General features: G+C 52.2%; 17 protein-coding genes. 9 read left to right on the top strand and 8 right to left on the bottom strand.

The genetic code is table 11. The annotated features are described in order from the left end of the window. Window positions 1-17: 17 nt before the first annotated feature. From EDF88_RS04545 to xthA, 5 genes are read right to left on the bottom strand one after another with little or no spacing between them, the layout of a single operon-like run. Window positions 18-656, bottom strand: coding sequence for an ATP-binding cassette domain-containing protein (locus EDF88_RS04545; protein ID WP_134183161.1), 639 nt, complete (start codon window positions 654-656; stop codon window positions 18-20). Then, window positions 656-2,236 carry an ABC transporter permease gene (locus tag EDF88_RS04540; RefSeq protein WP_134183159.1) on the bottom strand — a complete coding sequence of 527 codons (1,581 nt, stop codon included), beginning with the start codon at window positions 2,234-2,236 and terminating at the stop codon, window positions 656-658. Before EDF88_RS04540 ends, EDF88_RS04545 begins: the two co-directional genes overlap by 1 nt. Further along, on the bottom strand, window positions 2,233-3,390 hold the full coding sequence (locus EDF88_RS04535) for an ABC transporter substrate-binding protein (RefSeq protein ID WP_243839586.1): 1,158 nt from the start codon (window positions 3,388-3,390) through the stop codon (window positions 2,233-2,235). The genes EDF88_RS04540 and EDF88_RS04535 overlap by 4 nt, the downstream gene beginning before the upstream one ends. Window positions 3,391-3,418: 28 nt before the next feature. After that, window positions 3,419-4,078 (bottom strand): TVP38/TMEM64 family protein, encoded by a 660-nt coding sequence (locus EDF88_RS04530; protein WP_064518187.1) that lies wholly within the window; start codon window positions 4,076-4,078, stop codon window positions 3,419-3,421. Window positions 4,079-4,121: 43 nt separating this feature from the next. Beyond that, the gene (gene xthA, locus EDF88_RS04525) at window positions 4,122-4,928 is read right to left on the bottom strand and encodes an exodeoxyribonuclease III (RefSeq protein ID WP_064518189.1); all 807 of its coding nucleotides are present in this window, start codon (window positions 4,926-4,928) and stop codon (window positions 4,122-4,124) included. Window positions 4,929-5,363: 435 nt separating this feature from the next. Here xthA and EDF88_RS04520 point away from each other — a divergent pair, with 435 nt between their 5' ends. The 6 genes from EDF88_RS04520 (at window position 5,364) to spy (ending at window position 12,219) form a co-directional block, all read left to right on the top strand. Beyond that, on the top strand, window positions 5,364-6,584 hold the full coding sequence (locus tag EDF88_RS04520) for an aspartate aminotransferase family protein (protein WP_064518191.1): 1,221 nt from the start codon (window positions 5,364-5,366) through the stop codon (window positions 6,582-6,584). After that, window positions 6,581-7,615 carry an arginine N-succinyltransferase gene (gene astA, locus EDF88_RS04515; RefSeq protein WP_134183157.1) on the top strand — a complete coding sequence of 345 codons (1,035 nt, stop codon included), beginning with the start codon at window positions 6,581-6,583 and terminating at the stop codon, window positions 7,613-7,615. Before EDF88_RS04520 ends, astA begins: the two co-directional genes overlap by 4 nt. Continuing rightward, complete coding sequence (astD, locus tag EDF88_RS04510) at window positions 7,612-9,084, top strand: succinylglutamate-semialdehyde dehydrogenase (protein ID WP_134183155.1); 1,473 nt, start codon at window positions 7,612-7,614, stop codon at window positions 9,082-9,084. Before astA ends, astD begins: the two co-directional genes overlap by 4 nt. Before the next feature lie 2 nt (window positions 9,085-9,086). Next, entirely contained in the window at window positions 9,087-10,415 is a 1,329-nt protein-coding gene (astB, locus tag EDF88_RS04505; protein ID WP_134183153.1) for an N-succinylarginine dihydrolase, read from the top strand. 33 nt (window positions 10,416-10,448) lie between these two features. Continuing rightward, window positions 10,449-11,414 (top strand): succinylglutamate desuccinylase, encoded by a 966-nt coding sequence (gene astE / locus EDF88_RS04500; RefSeq protein WP_064518200.1) that lies wholly within the window; start codon window positions 10,449-10,451, stop codon window positions 11,412-11,414. Window positions 11,415-11,736: 322 nt separating this feature from the next. Next, window positions 11,737-12,219, top strand: coding sequence for an ATP-independent periplasmic protein-refolding chaperone Spy (gene spy / locus EDF88_RS04495; RefSeq protein ID WP_064518202.1), 483 nt, complete (start codon window positions 11,737-11,739; stop codon window positions 12,217-12,219). A gap of 165 nt (window positions 12,220-12,384) precedes the next feature. On the opposite strand, the gene hutG is transcribed toward spy, so the two are convergent. Both hutG and hutI read right to left on the bottom strand, forming a co-directional pair. Continuing rightward, window positions 12,385-13,182, bottom strand: coding sequence for an N-formylglutamate deformylase (gene hutG / locus EDF88_RS04490; RefSeq protein WP_064518204.1), 798 nt, complete (start codon window positions 13,180-13,182; stop codon window positions 12,385-12,387). Continuing rightward, window positions 13,166-14,395: an imidazolonepropionase gene (gene hutI / locus EDF88_RS04485; RefSeq protein WP_134183151.1), complete on the bottom strand. Its 1,230-nt coding sequence runs from the start codon at window positions 14,393-14,395 to the stop codon at window positions 13,166-13,168. Before hutI ends, hutG begins: the two co-directional genes overlap by 17 nt. A gap of 174 nt (window positions 14,396-14,569) precedes the next feature. Between hutI and EDF88_RS04480 the strand changes: the two genes are divergently transcribed. Next, window positions 14,570-15,934: a formimidoylglutamate deiminase gene (locus EDF88_RS04480; protein ID WP_134183149.1), complete on the top strand. Its 1,365-nt coding sequence runs from the start codon at window positions 14,570-14,572 to the stop codon at window positions 15,932-15,934. Next, a complete protein-coding gene (gene ves, locus EDF88_RS04475) occupies window positions 15,934-16,479 on the top strand; it encodes an environmental stress-induced protein Ves (protein WP_034456033.1) in 546 nt (181 codons plus the stop codon). The genes EDF88_RS04480 and ves overlap by 1 nt, the downstream gene beginning before the upstream one ends. On the opposite strand, the gene hutC is transcribed toward ves, so the two are convergent. Then, window positions 16,480-17,232, bottom strand: coding sequence for a histidine utilization repressor (gene hutC / locus EDF88_RS04470; protein WP_064518211.1), 753 nt, complete (start codon window positions 17,230-17,232; stop codon window positions 16,480-16,482). It abuts the gene before it with no gap. Between the two features lie 160 nt (window positions 17,233-17,392). On the opposite strand from hutC, the gene hutH reads away from it, so the two are divergent. Beyond that, on the top strand, window positions 17,393-18,937 hold the full coding sequence (hutH, locus tag EDF88_RS04465; protein WP_134183147.1) for a histidine ammonia-lyase: 1,545 nt from the start codon (window positions 17,393-17,395) through the stop codon (window positions 18,935-18,937). Window position 18,938 lies beyond the last annotated feature (1 nt).

The following is an 18,938-nucleotide window of genomic DNA, read 5'->3' as shown; positions in this document are numbered from 1 at the left end:
TAATTATGTATGACAAATTAATAGTCGGAACCATTGACCGTAACAATATGCCCGCCTGTGGGTATATCTTGCGGATCGTGTGTTACCAGTACCACCGGAATGGCTTGTTGCTCAACCTGCTGCCAGACGAACTGACGGAACTGCTCACGTAAGGTTTGATCCAATCGTGAAAATGGCTCATCGAGCAATAACGCTTCGGGTTTCGCCAGTAAAGCCCGCAACACGCTAACGCGCGCGCGCTCACCGCCGGAAAGTGTTGCAGGGTCGCGTCGAGAAAAATGGGTTAGCTGCGCATTTGCCAGCGCTTGTTCGACATAATACCGCCGCTGTTCGCGCCCTTTAATTGTCGCGGGAAGGGCCATCGCCAGGTTTTGTCCAACATTCAAATGCGCAAACAACAGCGCATCCTGAAACAGAATGCCAATATTTCGCCGCGCGGTTGGGAGAGTATCGCGGCGTTGCTGGTTAAGCCACAGCTCCCCTTTAACGCTAAATTCCGCTGGCAGCGCGCCAATCATCCAACTTAGAAATGTCGATTTTCCTGCCCCAGAGGGGCCCATCAGCGTCAACACCTCACCGGGGGAGACGGTGAAGCTCATATTCTGAATCAACGAGCGGGTGGCATTAGAAATAGAACAATCCTGAACACGCAGCATTAGCGTAATCCTTGTCGATAATGGGTGAACAGACTGCTGAGCTGTCGCATGGCAATAAACATGATTGCCGGAAGTAGCATTTGTAGCAACGCCTGAATGGCCTGCTGTTGCGGGTCGCCGCCGCTACTTAGTGCCACAGTTTCTGTTGTGACAGAGGTAAAGCGCCCGGCACCTGCGTATAGCGTCGGTAAATATTGCGCCACGCTCACCGAAAACCCGACAGCCAGTGCTGCCAGTAGCGGGCGGATAAGCAATGGCAGCTTGACCCAGCATAAAATCTTCCACGGTGACCAGCAAAATGTTTGCGCGGTAATCGTCAGGCGCGAATCAAACTGTCGCCATGCGGGGCGTGCGACCAGAAGCATGTAGGGGACAACCCACAGCAAATGGCTCCAGATAACACCGAGCCAACTACCGTCCTGCTCCATAACCAGCAATATCTGATATTGCCCAGCAACCAACGGTAGAGCGGGTAAGAAAAGCGGTAGCGCAAGGCAGAGATCAAAGCGTGAACTTCCCCCTTCCAGCCACAGAACAACCACCAGTAAACCTGTCAGACTACTTGCCAGCGCCAGCACTAACGTGGTGATTAAAGGTGACAGTTCAGTCGCTTGCCAGCCGGAAAGGGCGAATGCATCGGGCAAGAGAGCCGGGTAAAACCAGCCGTCTGCAAATGACCACAGCACCAGCATTGCTATCGCTGCAACGCCTGTGAGGGTCATGATAAAACCTGAGCCTAATGCCAGAGGCTGAATGCAGAGTTGATGGCGCTTCCCGGAAAATTGTCCCAGGCAGCGGCGGCTCAACCCCCATATGGCGTAGCCAATGGTGCTAAAAATTACCAGCATCACCACCAGCAGCATTGACGTTAACATGCCCATTGCCACACGTTGTGGATCGGCATCGTTAAGCCACTGCCAGGCCAGAACGGCGAGTGTTGGTGGATTGGATGGACCCAGAATGATTGCCACATCAACGACAGACAGGCTGTAGGCCACTACCGCCAACAATGCCCATTTCAGGCGCGGCAATAACTGTGCGACCAGCACCCGCATACGGCTTTGCAATGGGCCATAACCCAGGCTTTGTGCCACGGTAAGCTGTTGGGAAAGGGATTGCTGGTTGAGCTGCGTGCTGGCAATCCATAGCAGGAACCAGCACTCTTTCAGCGCCAGCAAGATACCCAGCCCAACACCATTTTCATCAAGATGAAACGACACGCTGCAAAGACGCGCCAGCCAGCCGTTATCGGAAAGCAGGAATAAAAAACCGCTGGCAAAAGCGACGTGTGGTAGAGCTAAAAGTAATGGCAGTCGCGAGGTCAAACGTTGCCAGTGCGCGCCAGGCCATAAGCCGCAAAGCAGGATAAGGCAGAGAGTCAACGAGCCGACAACACTAATCATGGTCGAATATAGTGTTGCTTGCAGTGCACCGGGCCACTGGTTATCGGCCCAAAGCTGATGCCAGATATCGGGCATCAACATCGGTTTTGCCATCATCACCAAGCCTGGTAGCAGCGGAGCAAAAACGCACCCCACGGCAAGCAAGGCTAAGGCGCGTTGCAGCCCGCGGTTACTCACTTCGCTCCGTAGCGCTGTAACCACTCTTTTTCTAGCGCATCAACCCAGGCAGCATGAGGTTCAGCCAGATATGGCACCGCCTGCTGATGGGTTGGTTTTTGCGCATCGAGCTGTTCATTTAATGGCGCAGGTAGCGTTGCGCTATCCAGAATGGTGGCATCACCCCAGATTGCTGGGGTAGCTTTGCGAATTTGCGCTTGTGGCGACATCAGGAAATTTGCCAGCACCTGAGCTCCAGCCTGGGCGCGGGCATTGGCTGGGATAGTCACAAAATGGACATTGCCCAACATGCCTTGTGCAAAGCCAAAGGCCTGTGCTGTTTTTGGCAGTTGCTTGCGGTCGATAAGGTTATCGACGTGTGCGGGATTGAACGTCATAGAAAACAGTAACTCACCGTCTGCCAGCATACGGTCCATGCGCGCGGGTGTTGGTGGGAAAGCTTTACCTTCGCGCCACAGTAGAGGATGCAGTTTATCCAGGTACTCCCACAGTGGAGCAGTGACTTGCTTAAAGGTTGTGGGATCCGGCGGCAGGCGTAGCGCCTGTGAGTCGTGGGTCAGCACGATCAGTAACTGCTCGATAAACGCCGTACCGGTGAAATCAGGTGGGCGAGGATAACTCAGTTTGCCAGGGTGTGCTTTGGCGAATGCCAGTAATTCAGCCGCGCTGCGTGGGAATTTCATATCCGCTTGCTTGTTACCAATCAACATCAACTGTGCGCTACCCCACGGCGCTTCGGCCCCCTCCGTCGGCTGGGAGAAATCTTCGCGTACCGGTTTTTTCTGGTCAACATAGCGCCAGTTGGGTAATTCCCATGCCCAGCCTTCTTTCAACAATCCAGCTTGTTTCAATGTGCGGAAGTTTTCACCGTTGACCCACAGTAAATCAACCGAACCATTTTCTTTGCGTCCGGCGGCGGCTTCACTCTGGATGCGTTTTACCGCATCAGCGGCATCAGCCAGGCGCACTACTTTCACCGTCACGCCGTACTGCTGCTTCATTTCACTTGCTACCCAGTCGAGATAACTATTTACCGCTGGGTCGCCACCCCAGGCGTTGAAGTAAACGGTCTGGCCGTTCGCCTGCTGGCGCAGAGCGTCCCAGTTGGTGGGTTGTGCAAAGGCTGTGAAGCTGAACGCAACAAGCGACAGCAAAAGCGTTAAAAGGCGCAAAGTGGGGTCCTTATGATTTTCGGAGCATGCGGACTAACCGGCGTGACGCCAGCGGCAGCAAACCCAACAAAATAAACATCACGATCATACCGGGTGAAAGAATATCGCTAAGGGTACGCAACTGGCTCAGTTGGCGCCCTGCGTTGAGATAAACGACGATCGCCGGCAGCATCCCGACAAGGCTAACGGCAAAATAGCGCAGCGTTTTGATTGGCGTCAGGCCCATCAACAAATTTATCAGAAAGAACGGGAAAACCGGTGTTAGTCGCAGCGCAAAAAGATAGTACAACCCTTCGCGCTCCATGCCGCGGTTAATCGACGACATCGGCGCGGCAAAACGAAGCTGTACCCAGTCACGTAACAAATAGCGGCTGATGAGCATCGCGAGTGTTGCACCACAGGTTGCAGCCAGCGCCACCAGCACGGTTCCCTGAATCAAACCAAATTGCGAACCTGCCAGCAGCGTTAAGAGTGTGGCACCGGGAATCGAAAGGGTGGTGACCACAACATAAATCACAAAAAATGCCAGTGCCGTTTGCAGCGGATGCAGCTGATGCCAGGTAGAGAATTGTGCCTGGTATTGTTGCAGTGCCGCCAGGCTACCCGGCGGCAGGAAGATAATTAGCAGGATAAAAACAACCACCAGAGCGGCAAAAAGTAACTTACGCATCGGGCAAGAAACCGTAGCGCCAGGTGATGTTCATACAACGTCCTTACAGTTTAAATTCAGCCCACACTGGTGCATGGTCAGAAGGTTTTTCCATGCTACGAATATCGTAATCGATGCCAGTAGCGATGCAGCGCTCAGCCAGCGGTTGGCTTGCCAGAAGCAGGTCAATACGCAGACCGCGGTTGTCATCAAAGCCTTTTGAGCGGTAATCAAACCATGAAAACTTGTCGTTGGTTTCCGGGTTAGCGTGGCGGAACGTATCAACCAGGCCCCAGCTTTTCAGACGATCCATCCATTCACGTTCTTCTGGCAGGAAGGAGCATTTACCTGTACGCAACCAACGTTTGCGGCTGTCTTCACCAATACCGATATCCAGGTCCGTCGGGCTGATATTCACATCGCCCATAATCAGCACCGGGTTGTCTTTATTCAGTTCGCTATCGAGGAAGTTTTGCAGGTCTTGGTAGAACTTCGCTTTGGCCGGGAATTTGGTAGGGTGGTCGCGGCTTTCGCCCTGTGGGAAGTAACCGTTAATCACCGTCAGGTTGCCTAAAGGCGTTGGAAGCTCCGCCATAATGATACGGCGTTGTGCCTCTTCATCATCACCCGGGAAGCCACGGCGAACCGAAATCGGCGTCTCTTTAGTTAATAACGCCACACCGTAATGGCCTTTCTGACCATGATAAAAGACGTTGTAGCCCAGCTTAGCGACATCTTCGAGCGGGAACATATCGTCGTGGACTTTTGTTTCCTGCAAACCGATAACATCAGGCTGATGTTGTTCGACAATGGCTTGAAGTTGATGTGGGCGGGCGCGCAGGCCGTTGATATTAAAAGAGACGAATTTCATAAGTCGCTGCCGTGGTTGCTTAACAATGTTGCAGGATGGTAGCAGAAAAAGCGGGGAAGCGAGACTGATGGCAAATTATTTCATGGGGGCGAATTCGAACTGAGCAAAATCTGCACCAAAATACGCCATGTCGCCCCGTTTTGGGGCGTAAACAACGTGCAAACCCCATCATCGATCACAAATCCAGTATTATATTTTACCACTGCATAATCTTTCTTGTTTTTATCTGGCGATCCAAGCGGCACCGTAAAACTATGCACTATATATTCACTTTATGTGAATAGTGGTGGTGCGTAAGCTATTGATTTAACAATCCAACCTCTCTGTTATTCATTTATATCGCTGGCTGGCACGAAGCGTGCAATCTACATTTACAGCGCAAACACTCAATTATTTAACATCTAAATAACTTTTTATTTACCGGAAGAGGTCGCTATGTCGCAGTCAATTACCCGCCAGAATTTCGACGAATGGATGATGCCCGTTTATGCTCCCGCCTCTTTTATTCCGGTACGAGGTGAAGGCTCGACATTGTGGGATCAGCAAGGCAAAGATTATATCGACTTTGCGGGTGGAATTGCGGTTAACGCCCTGGGTCACGCCAACCCGGAACTGCGCAAAGCGCTGGAAGAACAAGCGGCAAAATTCTGGCATACCGGCAATGGCTACACCAACGAGCCGATTCTGCGCCTGGCAAAACAGCTGATTGATGCCACGTTTGCCGATAAAGTCTTCTTCTGCAACTCAGGGGCGGAAGCCAACGAAGCGGCGTTAAAACTGGCACGTAAATATGCGCACGATAATTTTGGCCCGCAGAAAAGCGGCATCGTTGCTTTCAAAAATGCTTTCCACGGCCGCACGCTGTTTACGGTTTCGGCGGGTGGACAACCTGCTTACTCACAAGATTTTGCGCCATTACCGCCGCAAATCAGCCACGCCATTTATAACGATCTGCAATCTGCCAGCGAATTGATTAATGAAAATACTTGCGCAGTGATTGTGGAGCCAATGCAGGGCGAAGGCGGAGTGGTGCCTGCTGATCCAACGTTCCTGCAAGGTTTGCGTGAACTGTGTGACCGCCACAACGCAGTGCTGATTTTTGATGAAGTGCAAACAGGTGTTGGCCGCACCGGTGAGTTGTACGCCTATATGCATTACGGCATCACGCCGGACGTACTTTCTACCGCTAAAGCTTTGGGCGGCGGTTTCCCGATTGGCGCGATGCTGACCACCGATAAATTCTCTAAAGTGATGGTAGTAGGCACTCACGGCACAACTTATGGCGGTAACCCGTTGGCAGGTGCCGTTGCAGGCCGGGTGATGGAAATCATCAATACGCCTGAAGTGCTTAACGGTGTTAAACAGCGCCACGCCTGGTTTGTTGAGCGTTTAAACAAGATAAACCAGAAACATCAGCTGTTTAGTGAAGTACGTGGCCTGGGGCTGTTAATTGGCTGCGTTCTGCAACCGGAATACAGCGGAAAAGCTAAACTTATCTTACAGGCCGCGGCACAGGAAGGCTTGATGATGCTAATCGCCGGGGCGAATGTCGTACGTTTTGCTCCAGCGTTGATTGTCAGCGAAGCTGAAGTGCAAAAAGGGCTGGATCGTTTTGAGCGCGCCTGTGAACGCTTTATTGCGGGAGAGCAATCATGATGATTATCCGTCCGGTTGAGCGCGGTGATTTATCCGGGCTGCTGGAGATGGCGGGTAAAACAGGCGGCGGCTTGACTTCACTGCCTGCGGATGAAAAAACGCTGTCTGAACGTATCGAACGCTCAATTAATACCTGGCAGGGTGGCCTGCCAGAAGGCGACCAGGGCTATGTTTTCGTGCTGGAAGATACTGCCATCGAACGTGTGGTGGGGATTTGTGCCATCGAAGTGGCGGTTGGGCTAAACGACCCCTGGTACAACTACCACGTGGGAACCCATGTTCATGCCTCTAAAGAACTGAATATTTACAACGCGTTGCCGACGTTGTTTCTCAGCCACGATCACACCGGCAGCAGCGAGCTTTGCACGCTATTCCTCGACGCTGACTGGCGCAAAGAGGGCAACGGTTACCTGCTTTCTAAATCACGTTTTCTGTTTATGGCAGCCTTCCGTGACCGTTTTAACGAAAAAGTGGTGGCCGAGATGCGTGGTGTGATTGACGAGCATGGTCATTCACCGTTTTGGGAAAGCCTAGGTAACCGTTTCTTCTCTATGGAATTTAGCCGTGCCGATTACTTGTGTGGCACCGGGCAAAAAGCGTTTATCGCCGAATTAATGCCAAAGCACCCGATTTACACCGATTTCCTCTCGCCAGAAGCGCGGGAAGTGATTGGCAAAGTCCATCCGCAAACAGCCCCTGCGCGTGCCGTTCTGGAAGCCGAAGGTTTCCGTTATCGCAATTACGTGGATATTTTTGACGGTGGCCCAACACTTGAGTGCGATATCGACCGCGTAAGGGCGATTCGCAAAAGTCGCCTGGTTGAAATTGCTATTGGCCAACCGGCAACCGAAGATCTACCGATGTGTCTGGTAGCCAATGAAAAATATAACGATTTCCGCGCCATGCTGATTAAGGCAAATCCAAAAGGTGACCGGCTTGTGATTGATGCCGTTACCGCAGATGCCCTGAAATGCAGCGCTGGCGATAAAGTACGTCTGGTGCGTTTGTGCCCCGAGGAGAAAAAAGTATGACTCAGTGGATTAATGGACAGTGGCTTTCCGGGCAGGGCGAATCATTACAAAAACATAACCCGGTAAACGGTGATTTGCTGTGGGAAGGCGTTGCAGCTAATACAACTCAGGTAGAGCAGGCATGTAACGCTGCGCGTGCTGCATTCCCGGCGTGGGCAAAACGCCCGTTTGCCGAGCGCCAGGCTATCGTCGAAAAGTTCGCGGCGCTGCTTGAAGCCAACAAAGAAGCCCTGACAGTGACCATTTCCCAGGAAACGGGCAAGCCGCGCTGGGAAGCGGCGACTGAAATCACCGCGATGGTGAACAAAATCTCCATCTCGATTAAGGCTTACCACACGCGCACCGGCGAAACGCACACTCCGATGCCAGATGGTGCAGCAACATTGCGCCACCGCCCGCACGGTGTTCTGGCAGTCTTTGGTCCGTACAACTTCCCTGGCCACTTGCCGAATGGGCACATTGTGCCGGGCTTGCTGGCTGGCAATACCATCGTATTTAAACCTAGCGAACTGACGCCGCTGATTGGCGAGCAAGTGATGAAGTTGTGGCAGCAGGCGGGCGTGCCGGATGGCGTGTTGAACCTGGTGCAGGGCGGGCGCGAAACCGGCCAGGCACTGGCGCAGCAATCGACGCTGGATGGCCTGTTATTTACCGGCAGTGCCAATACTGGCTACCAACTTCATCGCCAGTTTGCCGGGCAGCCGGAAAAAATTCTCGCCCTCGAAATGGGGGGCAACAACCCGCTGATCGTTGAAGACCCACAAGATATCGACGGTGCCGTTCATCTGGTGATTCAGTCGGCATTTGTCACCGCCGGGCAACGCTGTACTTGCGCCCGTCGCTTGCTTGTAAAACAGGGTGCGCAGGGTGATGCATTCTTAAAACGCCTGGTAGAAGTGGCGGCGCGTATTCGCCCCGACGCGTGGGATGCCACACCGCAGCCATTTATCGGCGGGCTTATCTCCGTTCAGGCGGCAGAGCGCGTGCTAACTGGCTGGCAGGAACATATCGCGCGTGGCGGCAAAGCGCTGCTGGAGCCAAAACTGGTGAAAGCGGGCACCTCGCTTCTGACGCCGGGAATTGTCGAGTTAACTGGTGTCGCAAATGTGCCCGATGAAGAAGTGTTTGGGCCGTTACTGACCGTTTATCGTTATGCCGACTTCGATGATGCTATCGCGATGGCGAATGACACACGTTATGGGCTGGCAAGCGGCCTCATTTCTCCGCATCGCGAGCAGTTTGACCAGTTGTTACTCGAAGCTCGCGCCGGGATTGTTAACTGGAATAAACCATTAACGGGCGCGTCGAGTGCGGCACCGTTCGGCGGCGTGGGCGCATCTGGTAACCACCGCGCCAGCGCCTGGTACGCGGCTGATTACTGCGCATGGCCGATGGCGACACTGGAAAGCCCGTCATTCCCGCTGCCCGCCATCCTGAGCCCGGGACTTGATTTTAGCGGTAAGGAATAATCATGAAAGCGCGTGAAGTTAATTTTGATGGACTGGTGGGCTTGACCCACCATTACGCCGGGCTTTCTTTCGGTAATGAAGCATCAACCAAACACCAGTTCCGTGTTTCCAACCCAAAGCTTGCTGCGAAGCAAGGTTTGCTGAAGATGAAAGCGCTGGCGGATGCGGGGTTTGCACAAGGTGTCATTCCACCGCAAGAGCGGCCCAATATTCCGCTGCTGCGCCAGTTGGGTTTTAGTGGCAGCGATGAACAGATTGTTGAACGCGTAGCAAAACAAGCGCCACAACTGCTGTCGGCGGTGAGTTCAGCTTCCTCAATGTGGGTAGCAAATGCCGCGACGGTCAGCCCATCAGCAGATACCCTCGATGGCAAAGTCCACTTCACCGTGGCGAACCTGAACAACAAGTTCCACCGTGCAAGTGAAGCACCGACCACAGAAAAGGTGTTACGGGCCATCTTCCGTAATGAGCAGTATTTTTCTGTTCACGGCGCACTTCCACAGGTGGCGATGTTTGGTGACGAAGGGGCGGCAAACCATAACCGCCTCGGTGGCGCGTATGGCGAGCCATCGACGCAGCTTTTTGTCTATGGCCGCGAAGAGGCAAAAGCAGGGCTGGTACCTGCTCGTTACCCGGCCCGCCAGACGCTCGAAGCAAGTCAGGCTGTCGTCAGGCTCAACCAGGTTAACCCGGACTTAGTGGTTTACGCGCAACAAAACCCGACGGTTATCGATCAGGGCGTGTTCCATAACGACGTAATTGCGGTGTCGAACCGCCAGGTATTGTTCTGCCATGAGCAGGCATTTCTTCATCAACATGCGTTATACGAGCAGTTGCGTGTTAAAGTGCCTGGATTCACGCCTATTGAAGTTCCCGCAAATAAAGTTTCAGTGGCCGATGCGGTCGCAACTTATCTGTTTAACAGCCAGTTATTAAGCCGTGACGATGGCAGCATGACGCTGATTTTGCCAGAAGAGTCCCGCCAGCATGCAGGGGTCTGGAATTATCTCAACGAAGTGCTGGCAGCCGATAACCCAATCAGCGAACTCAAAGTGTTTGACCTGCGCGAAAGCATGGCAAATGGCGGCGGCCCGGCATGTTTACGTCTGCGAGTTGTACTGAGCGAAGCGGAACAAAAAGCGTTAAACCCAGCGGTGATGATGAACGAAACGTTGTTTGTCACGCTCAATAACTGGGTGGACCGTTGGTATCGTGACCAACTGACTCAGGCTGATTTAGCTGACCCACAGTTGTTGCGAGAAGGGCGCGAAGCACTCGATGAACTAACCCGTATACTAGACTTAGGTTCTGTTTATCCATTTCAACATTAAGAGCCTGCCTGGCAGGCTCTAACAGGAGGCACAATGTTGGATTTTTTGGCGCAAACCCTGGCGGGTAAAGTGCCAACTCCGAGCGCCGGAGAAAATGCCCATCTGCATTGGCAGTGGTGGGATGAAGGTATTTTGACACTGGCCCCACATCAGGCGACGCAAAAGACACTGGTGTTGTCGGCAGGAGTCCACGGAAACGAGACTGCGCCGGTAGAAATTCTTGCGCAGCTGGTGGACAGCCTGGTTGCCGGTGAAATAGCGTTGCAGTGGCGGTTGCTGGTTATTCTGGGCAATCCTGCGGCACTGCGCAGCAATCAGCGCTACCAGCACAGCGATATGAATCGTATGTTTAGCGGCGGTTGGCAGCAATTCCCTGAAAGCATTGAAACACAACGTGCCTGCCGACTTGAGCATGCGTTGGATCTGTTTTTGGCAGAATGTGAAGAGACCATCTGCTGGCATCTGGATATGCATACCGCAATTCGCAGCTCTTATCACCCGCGTTTTGGAGTCTTGCCTTCGCGTCCATTGCCATATGATGAGGAATTTCTCTCCTGGCTGGGCTGTGCGGGATTACAGGCGCTGGTGTTTCATCAGGAACCTGGTGGTACTTTTACCCATTTCAGCAGCGAACATTTCAATGCGCTCAGTTGCACACTTGAGTTGGGCAAAGCACAGCCTTTTGGCGAAAACGATCTCAGCCAGTTTGAGGTGACAAAGCAGGCGTTGCGGGCATTGCTAAGCGGCGAGGCGCCAGAGCCCATTGAAGGTAATCCGTTACGCTATAAAGTGGCGCAGCAGATTACGCGCCACAGTGATGCCTTTGTGTTGCATATGTCAGCGCAAACACAGAACTTCACCGCATTCCCGAAAGGCACATTGCTGGCCGAAGATGGCAACACGCAATATGTGGTGAAAGAAGATGTCGAGTTTGTTTTATTCCCTAATCCTAATGTTGCAACGGGATTACGTGCGGGATTAATGCTGCGCGAAATTTAATATGTATTGGCCTCAGCAGTGGGGCCAATAAATACTCACCGGGCAAACAACAATATACAGATAAATCTTAGTTGGCGGCTTTATCCATTCTGCATATTGCTATACACTCTCTTCATAATTGCTTTAAAATCATTGCTTTGTTATATACTGTTTCAATTCCCCTTTGTTTATCCTTATTCTCTTCATAATTGCTGCAATTTTGTTTTTCTCCCTTTCAATGCTTTACCTATGGGGACTATTACTTGACGCACAACCCCGTAAACTTAATTTCGTCAACGCGGCAAACCTTGTCGTAATAGAAATCAGAATAGGAATAAACAATATGCGTAAATTAACAGCTCTTTTTGTTGCTTCAACTCTGGCTCTCGGCGCGGCGAACCTGGCTCACGCGGCTGATACCACTACCGCTGCAAAAACTGATGCAACCATGACGCACCATAAAGGTATGCGTGGTGGTCACCACGATATGATGTTTAAGGATTTAAACCTGACTGACGCGCAGAAACAACAAGTGCGCGACATCATGAAAGAACAGCGCGGTAAAATGGAGCGCCCTTCAGTAGAAGAGCGCCGTGCGGCGCACAACATTATTGCCAGCGACAGCTTCGATAAGGCTAAAGCGCAGGCTCAGGTAGATAAAATGGCTGAGCAGAACAAAGCTCGCATGATGGCTCATATGGAAACGCAGAATAAGATCTACAACATTCTGACGCCGGAACAGAAAAAACAATTTAATGCCAATTTTGAGAAGCGTCTGACAGAACGTCCTCAACATGAAGGTAAAATGCCTGCTGATCAGGAATAACTGATCGACTGACTTAAGACCGCCGGTCTTGTCCACAATAGCGATATCGCAGTGGACAGGACCGGCGGTTTTCTTGTTTTTGTCGGATGTCACTGCGCTAATCCGACCTACGGAAAATGGTTTGTAGGGGGGATTAGCCGCAGGCGACATCCACCATTTTGAATATCAGGCAATCTGCTGCGCGCTACTCAACATTGAGCGGATAAGTTGCTCAAGCAACGGTTGCAATTGCTCGGCACGATCGGAGCGCCATGCAAACGGTGCCTGCTCATCCATATAATTGCACTGCGCAAGTTCCAACTGCACCGCATGAACCCCTTGCGCCGGTTGACCATAGGCGCGGGTGATATAACCGCCTTTAAAGCGCCCGTTCGCCACCCAGCTAAATTGCTTTTGTGATGCCGCACAAGCCACCAGATGCTCTTCTATCAACTCATCACAGCTTTTACCGCCGTTAGTACCGAAATTAAGATCCGGAAGCTTACCTTCAAACAAACGCGGAATATGGCTGGCGATGGAATGAGCATCAAACAGTAGCGCATAGCCGTGCTCCGCTTTCATTCTCTCCAGCTCACTTTGCAACTGCTGATGGTAAGGCTGCCAGATATTGTCCAGTGCCGCTTTGCGTTGTTCCGGACTCGGCTCTTTTCCTGGAATAAACACCGGGGTGCCATCAAATAGCGTTTCAGGATACAGACCGGTGGTGGCGGTGGTATAGAGCGGTTTATCGTCCGCCGGGCGGTTGAGGTCGATAACCATGCGCGAATAATTGCCGGTAATCACGCTTGCGCCCAATGCGTGAACAAAATCATAAAGCTTTGGGATATGCCAGTCGGTGTCAGGCAATGGTTTTGCTGCATCGCTTAGGGCCGATTCAACGTCTGGCGTTAGTGCGGTGCCTGCGTGTGGAATGCTGATAAGGATTGGCAATTTCCCACGACTGAAATCAAAAGGTGCTGTCACGTTTCTCTCCCTGATAAATAACGGTGCAGGGCAATTGCCCCCCTAACCAATAGACCAGTTCTGCGGGACGTGCCACGGGCCAGTGCACAAAGTTAGCAACTTTTCCGCACTCAAGGCTGCCGTGGCTTTCACGGATACCCAATGCCTGCGCGGCATGCAGCGTGACACCCGCCAGCGCTTCTTCAGGGGTTAAACCAAACAGAGTACAGGCCATATTGAGCATTAAACGCAATGATAATGCAGGCGAGGTGCCAGGGTTGGCATCACTTGCGACCGCCATCGGCACACCATGTTTGCGGAACGCAGCAACCGGCGGCTGTTGCTTTTCACGTAACAGATAAAACGCGCCAGGTAGCAATACGGCAACGGTATTGGCTTCAGCCATTGCTTGCGCGTCAGCATCAGTTGCGTATTCAAGGTGGTCGGCAGATAACGCCTGAAAACGAGCGGCAAGAGTGCTGCCGGCCAGTGCTGAAAGTTGTTCAGCGTGGAGTTTTACAGGCATTCCCAGAGTGCGGGCGGCGCTAAAAACCTTCTCGGTTTGGGCCGGGCTAAAAGCCAGATGCTCACAGAATGCATCTACGGCATCAGCCAGTTTTTCCTGTGCTACACGCGGGAGTAACTGTTTGCACACCACTTCAACCCATCTGTCGCTATCACCGCTAAACTCAGGAGGAACGGCGTGAGCCGCAAGGCAGGTGGCGTAAACTTCAACCGGGAGGATTTCGCCTAGTCGACGGATAACGCGCAGCATTTTGATTTCATTTTCGATATCCAGCCCGTATCCCGACTTAATCTCAACCGTCGTCACGCCTTCTTGCAGCAAATGTTGCAGACGCTGGCGGGCAGAATGCAGCAAATCATCTTCATCGGCTTCGCGCGTACTGCGGACGGTGGAAATAATGCCGCCACCACGTGCGGCAATTTCTGCGTAACTCATTCCATTCAGGCGCATTTCAAATTCTGCGCTGCGGTCGCCACCAAATACCAAATGAGTGTGGCAATCAATAAAGCCCGGAGTGATTATCCCGCCATCAAAGTGGTGATGTGCCTGCGCTGAAATGTCGGGCAGCTCAGCGCGAGCGCCCAGCCAAACGATTTTCCCCTGATGCACTGCGATAACACCATCTTCAATCAACTGGTATTGCCCATTCGCCATTGTGACAAGCGTTGCACCGCTCCACAGGCTGTCGATGCTACGAGGGTAAGTCATGACATTCTCCACATCAGGTTGTATAGACAATTGACTACAAGCTAGCGCAGCATGTACTTTTCGGCAACTTCAGTCATGCGAATTATGACGGGGTTAAACAAGTTTAAAATTTGGTTTGCGTTAGTCTGATTTAATCGCTAAATCATTGGCATCGCAAAAGAAGGAATCAAATCCATGCCTGCATTTTTTGCTCCAGTTGTGATGCTCCCACAAGGTTGGGGGCACAATGTGCGTATTAGCGTCAACGAACAAGGAACGATTACTCACGTCGAAGTTGGTGCTTCAGGAGAAAATGCCACACTGCTACCGGGCGTCGTGATTCCTTCTATCTCAAACTTGCACTCTCATGCGTTTCAGCGGGTGATGGCAGGATTGACGGAAGTGGCGGGCAATCCGCAGGACAGTTTCTGGACGTGGCGCGACATGATGTATCGCATGGTGCAGAAACTATCCCCTGAACAAGTCGGTGCCATTGCCACTCATTTGTACATTGATATGCTCAAGGGTGGTTACACTCAGGTTGCTGAATTTCACTATTTACATCATGACGTTAACGGAAAACCGTATGCGTCAGGTGATTTGATGCTACAGCAACTGCTGCTTGCTGCCGATAACAGTGGGATAGGGCAAACGCTGTTGCCAGTGTTGTACAGCCATGCAGGTTTTGGCGCACAACCACCAGCCGCGGGGCAAAAAAGATTTATCCAGGATGTCGATCGTTATCTGCGCCAACAACAAGCGTTGGGCAATGTATTACGCCGTTATCCTTTGATTAATCACGGTTTGTGTTTTCACTCATTACGAGCGGTGACACAGGAGCAAATGGAAGATGTTCTGGAAGCGAGTGATTACCGCTTGCCGGTTCATATCCATATTGCGGAGCAGGAGAAAGAAGTCGACGACTGCCTTGCCTGGAGCAATGAGCGCCCGGTGGAATGGCTATATAACCGCTTTGCCGTGGACGACCGCTGGTGCCTGGTTCATGCCACGCACTTGTCGCCTGAAGAGTTAACCCAAATTGTTGAAAGCCGCACAGTGGCAGGTTTATGCCCAACAACCGAAGCAAATCTCGGCGATGGCATCTTCCCTGCGACCAATTTCATCGCCCAGGGCGGCCATTGGGGCGTGGGTTCTGACAGCCATGTGTCGGTTAGTGCACTGGAAGAATTACGCTGGCTTGAGTACGCACAGCGCCTGCGTGAAAAAAGGCGCAACCGCATTGTGTTGCCAGAATTGCCTCAGGTTGGCGAAGTTTTGTGGCGGCAGGCTGCAGTTGGCGGGGCACAAGCCTGCGGTGTGACGATGGGGATGATTGCTCCGGGGCAGCGTGCGGACTGGCTGGTACTCGAGCGTGATTCATGGCTTGCGCATGTTGAAGATTACGCGATTCTTAACCGCTGGTTGTTTGGTGGACGCTGCGAACAAATACGAGACGTGTGGGTTGCTGGAAAACAGGTGATAACCGACAGGCAGCACCCACTCGATGAACAAAGTAATGCACAGTTTGCGCAGGTGATGCGCACTCTTCAGGAGTGGTGATGGAATTCTTTGATATACGGAAAGTGCCCGTCAGCTTGTGGCGTAACGGGGCCGGAGAAACCCGCGAAATTTGCTGTTTTCCGCCCGCTACGCGCGATTTCAACTGGCGCGCCAGTATCGCGTCAATCGCCAGTAGCGGCGAGTTTTCAGCTTTCCCTCAGGTAGACCGTGTCATCACCTTGCTTGAAGGAGGGGAGGTGGTTCTGGATGCCGGAAAGGCGTTTCGTCATACCCTAAAGCACTTTCAGCCTTTTGCTTTTGCCGGTGATTACACGGTTAAAGCCGAGCTAAAGCAGGGTATGTCGATGGATTTCAATATCATGACGCATCGTGACCGTTGCCGTGCCAAAGTGCGTGTTGCTGACCGCACGTTTACGACCTTCGCTCCGCGTGGCGGCATTGTTTATGTGCTCAGCGGTGAGTGGCAACTGGGCGACAAACTACTGACGCCAGAGCAAGGTGCGTGGTGGCAAGATGGCCGCCACACCTTGCGCTTACTGAAGTCGGAAGGAAAGCTGCTGTTTAGCGAAATTACTTATCTCTGATCACTGCCCGGTAAAACTGCCGACCAATTGATAACGCGAGCCCGGATACAGCAGTCGGGCTACCGTCACCACCTGCGAATGGTGCCAGGTGCGGCGTTGAATCAATAAACAAGGCTGGTTAGTCGTCACTTCAAGCAATCCTTGCTGCGTTTCATCTGCCAACACCGCTTCCACAATATGCTCACCCGAAGTTAGCGGTGCGACTTTGCTCAGATAATGGTGTGGCGTTTCCAGACGGAAATCTTGTTGTAGATAGTCTGGGGCAAGCGCCGGGTTCACATAGCGAGTTTCCAGCTGTACTGCCATATCGTTGTCGTAGTGAATCAGTTGCGAATAAAACAGCGGCTCGCCAACGTTGACTGAAAAGGCATGTGCCAGTTTTTCATCTGCCTTAACTTGTTCAAGCGCTACCACCTGATTGCGGTAGTGATGACCTCTCGCGGTAATCTCTTCGGCAATGCTGCCCACTTCAAGCATTGCAGTATGGCCTTTTTGCTCAGCCACAAAGGTTCCCACACCTTGCATTCGTACCAGCCAGCCTTCGCCTGTGAGTTCTCGCAACGCCCGGTTGATAGTCATTCGGCTGACATTCAGCGCATTAACCAGTTCCGTTTCCGAAGGCACTCTCTGATGAGCAAGCCAGTTCCCACTGCGGATTTGGCTGATGATTCCTTGTTTTACCCGCAGGTAAATGGGCGCAGGTAAATCACTGATGGCGGCACGCAATTGATCCAGAGGTTGGATTTCAGACATCAACGGTTCCTTAAAAATTGCATTTTGCGGCGAAAGCGCGATCTCGCTCACTGTTCAATAAAAATTACCTATGACCCGCTGGCGGTCATTTGGGTTTATTAGTTAGGTTGTCTATACAACTCTATACGTTCACATGAATTGATGCCATCAGGATGTCGCTATGTCGCTGCAAAAAAAGATTTGCTGTCTTACACCGGGGCACGTAACGCTCGCCACACTGCGTGAAATCTACCATGGAGTCGTGACTTTGAGCCTTGATTCTGGGGCCATTGATGCGGTCATTAAGTCCCAGCAAACCGTTGAGGCTATCGTCAATCATGGCGATGTGGTTTACGGCATTAATACGGGATTTGGCAAGCTGGCGCAAACCACCATTGCCAAAGAGCATCTGGCTGAATTGCAACGCAATCTGGTGCTTTCGCATAGCGTAGGTCTTGGGAAACCGTTGCCAGATGATGTGGTACGTCTGGTGATGGCCAGCAAAATTATTAGCCTTGCGCGTGGCCACTCTGGCGTGCGTATGGATGTTATCGATAGTTTATTGCGTCTGTTTAACGCGGGTGTGATGCCGGTTATCCCGGAAAAAGGCTCGGTTGGTGCATCGGGAGATTTGGCACCGCTGGCGCACCTTTCGCTGATGTTGTTGGGTGAAGGTAATGTGCGTATCAATGGCGAGGAGCTTCCAGCAATCGCCGGGTTGAAAATTGCCGGGGTCGAGCCGCTGGTGCTTGGTCCAAAAGAGGGGCTGGCGTTACTTAACGGCACGCAAGTTTCTACCGCACTGGCGCTGCGCGGCCTGTTTGAAGGCGAAAAAGTGTTTGGTGCAGGCCTTATCGCTGGGGCGTTATCACTGGAAGCAATTAAAGGCTCAGTGAAACCTTTCGATGCACGAATTCATGAAGCGCGTGGGCAGACCGGGCAAATCGACGTAGCGGCGGCAGTCAGAGCTTTGCTTGCCGACAGTGAAATTGTTGACTCTCATCAGCATTGTGGGCGAGTGCAAGATCCTTATTCCATCCGTTGTGTACCGCAAGTAATGGGAGCATGCCTCGATAACCTGCGCCATGCAGCACGCGTATTGCAAATTGAAGCTAACGCCGCATCTGACAACCCACTGGTATTTAGCGAAACCGGAGAGGTGATTTCCGGTGGGAATTTCCATGCTGAACCTGTGGCATTCGCCGCCGATATTATTGCGCTGGCAGTTGCTGAAATTGGCGCAATTTCTGAACGTCGCCTGGCATTACTGCTGGATACCGGTCTTTCTGGCTTACCGCCATTCCTGGTGAAAGAGGGCGGAATTAACTCAGGCTTTATGATTGCGCAGGTGACAGCCGCAGCGCTGGCATCTGAAAACAAGTCATTGGCTCATCCGGGAAGTGTGGACAGCCTGCCTACTTCAGCAAACCAGGAAGACCACGTTTCAATGGCAACTTATGCCGCGCGCCGCCTTGGCGAGATGTGTTTCAACACCGCCGCCGTAGTGGGTATTGAAGCGATGGCTGCAGCCCAGGGGATCGAGTTTTCCCGCCCATTAAGCAGTTCGCCAATCATGGAGCAGGTCTTTAATGGCGTGCGTGAACGTGTTGCCTTCCTTGATAAAGACCGCCTACTGGCTCCGGATATCGAAAGCATGCGCCAGTGGGGCTGTAGTGGTGAATTACCTGCTGTTATTACACAACTTTTCCCTTCTACGTCGGCCTGAT

Source organism: Buttiauxella sp. BIGb0552 (assembly GCF_004366275.1).
Classification (GTDB): domain Bacteria; phylum Pseudomonadota; class Gammaproteobacteria; order Enterobacterales; family Enterobacteriaceae; genus Buttiauxella; species Buttiauxella gaviniae.
This window is presented reverse-complemented; position numbering and strand designations above follow the sequence as displayed.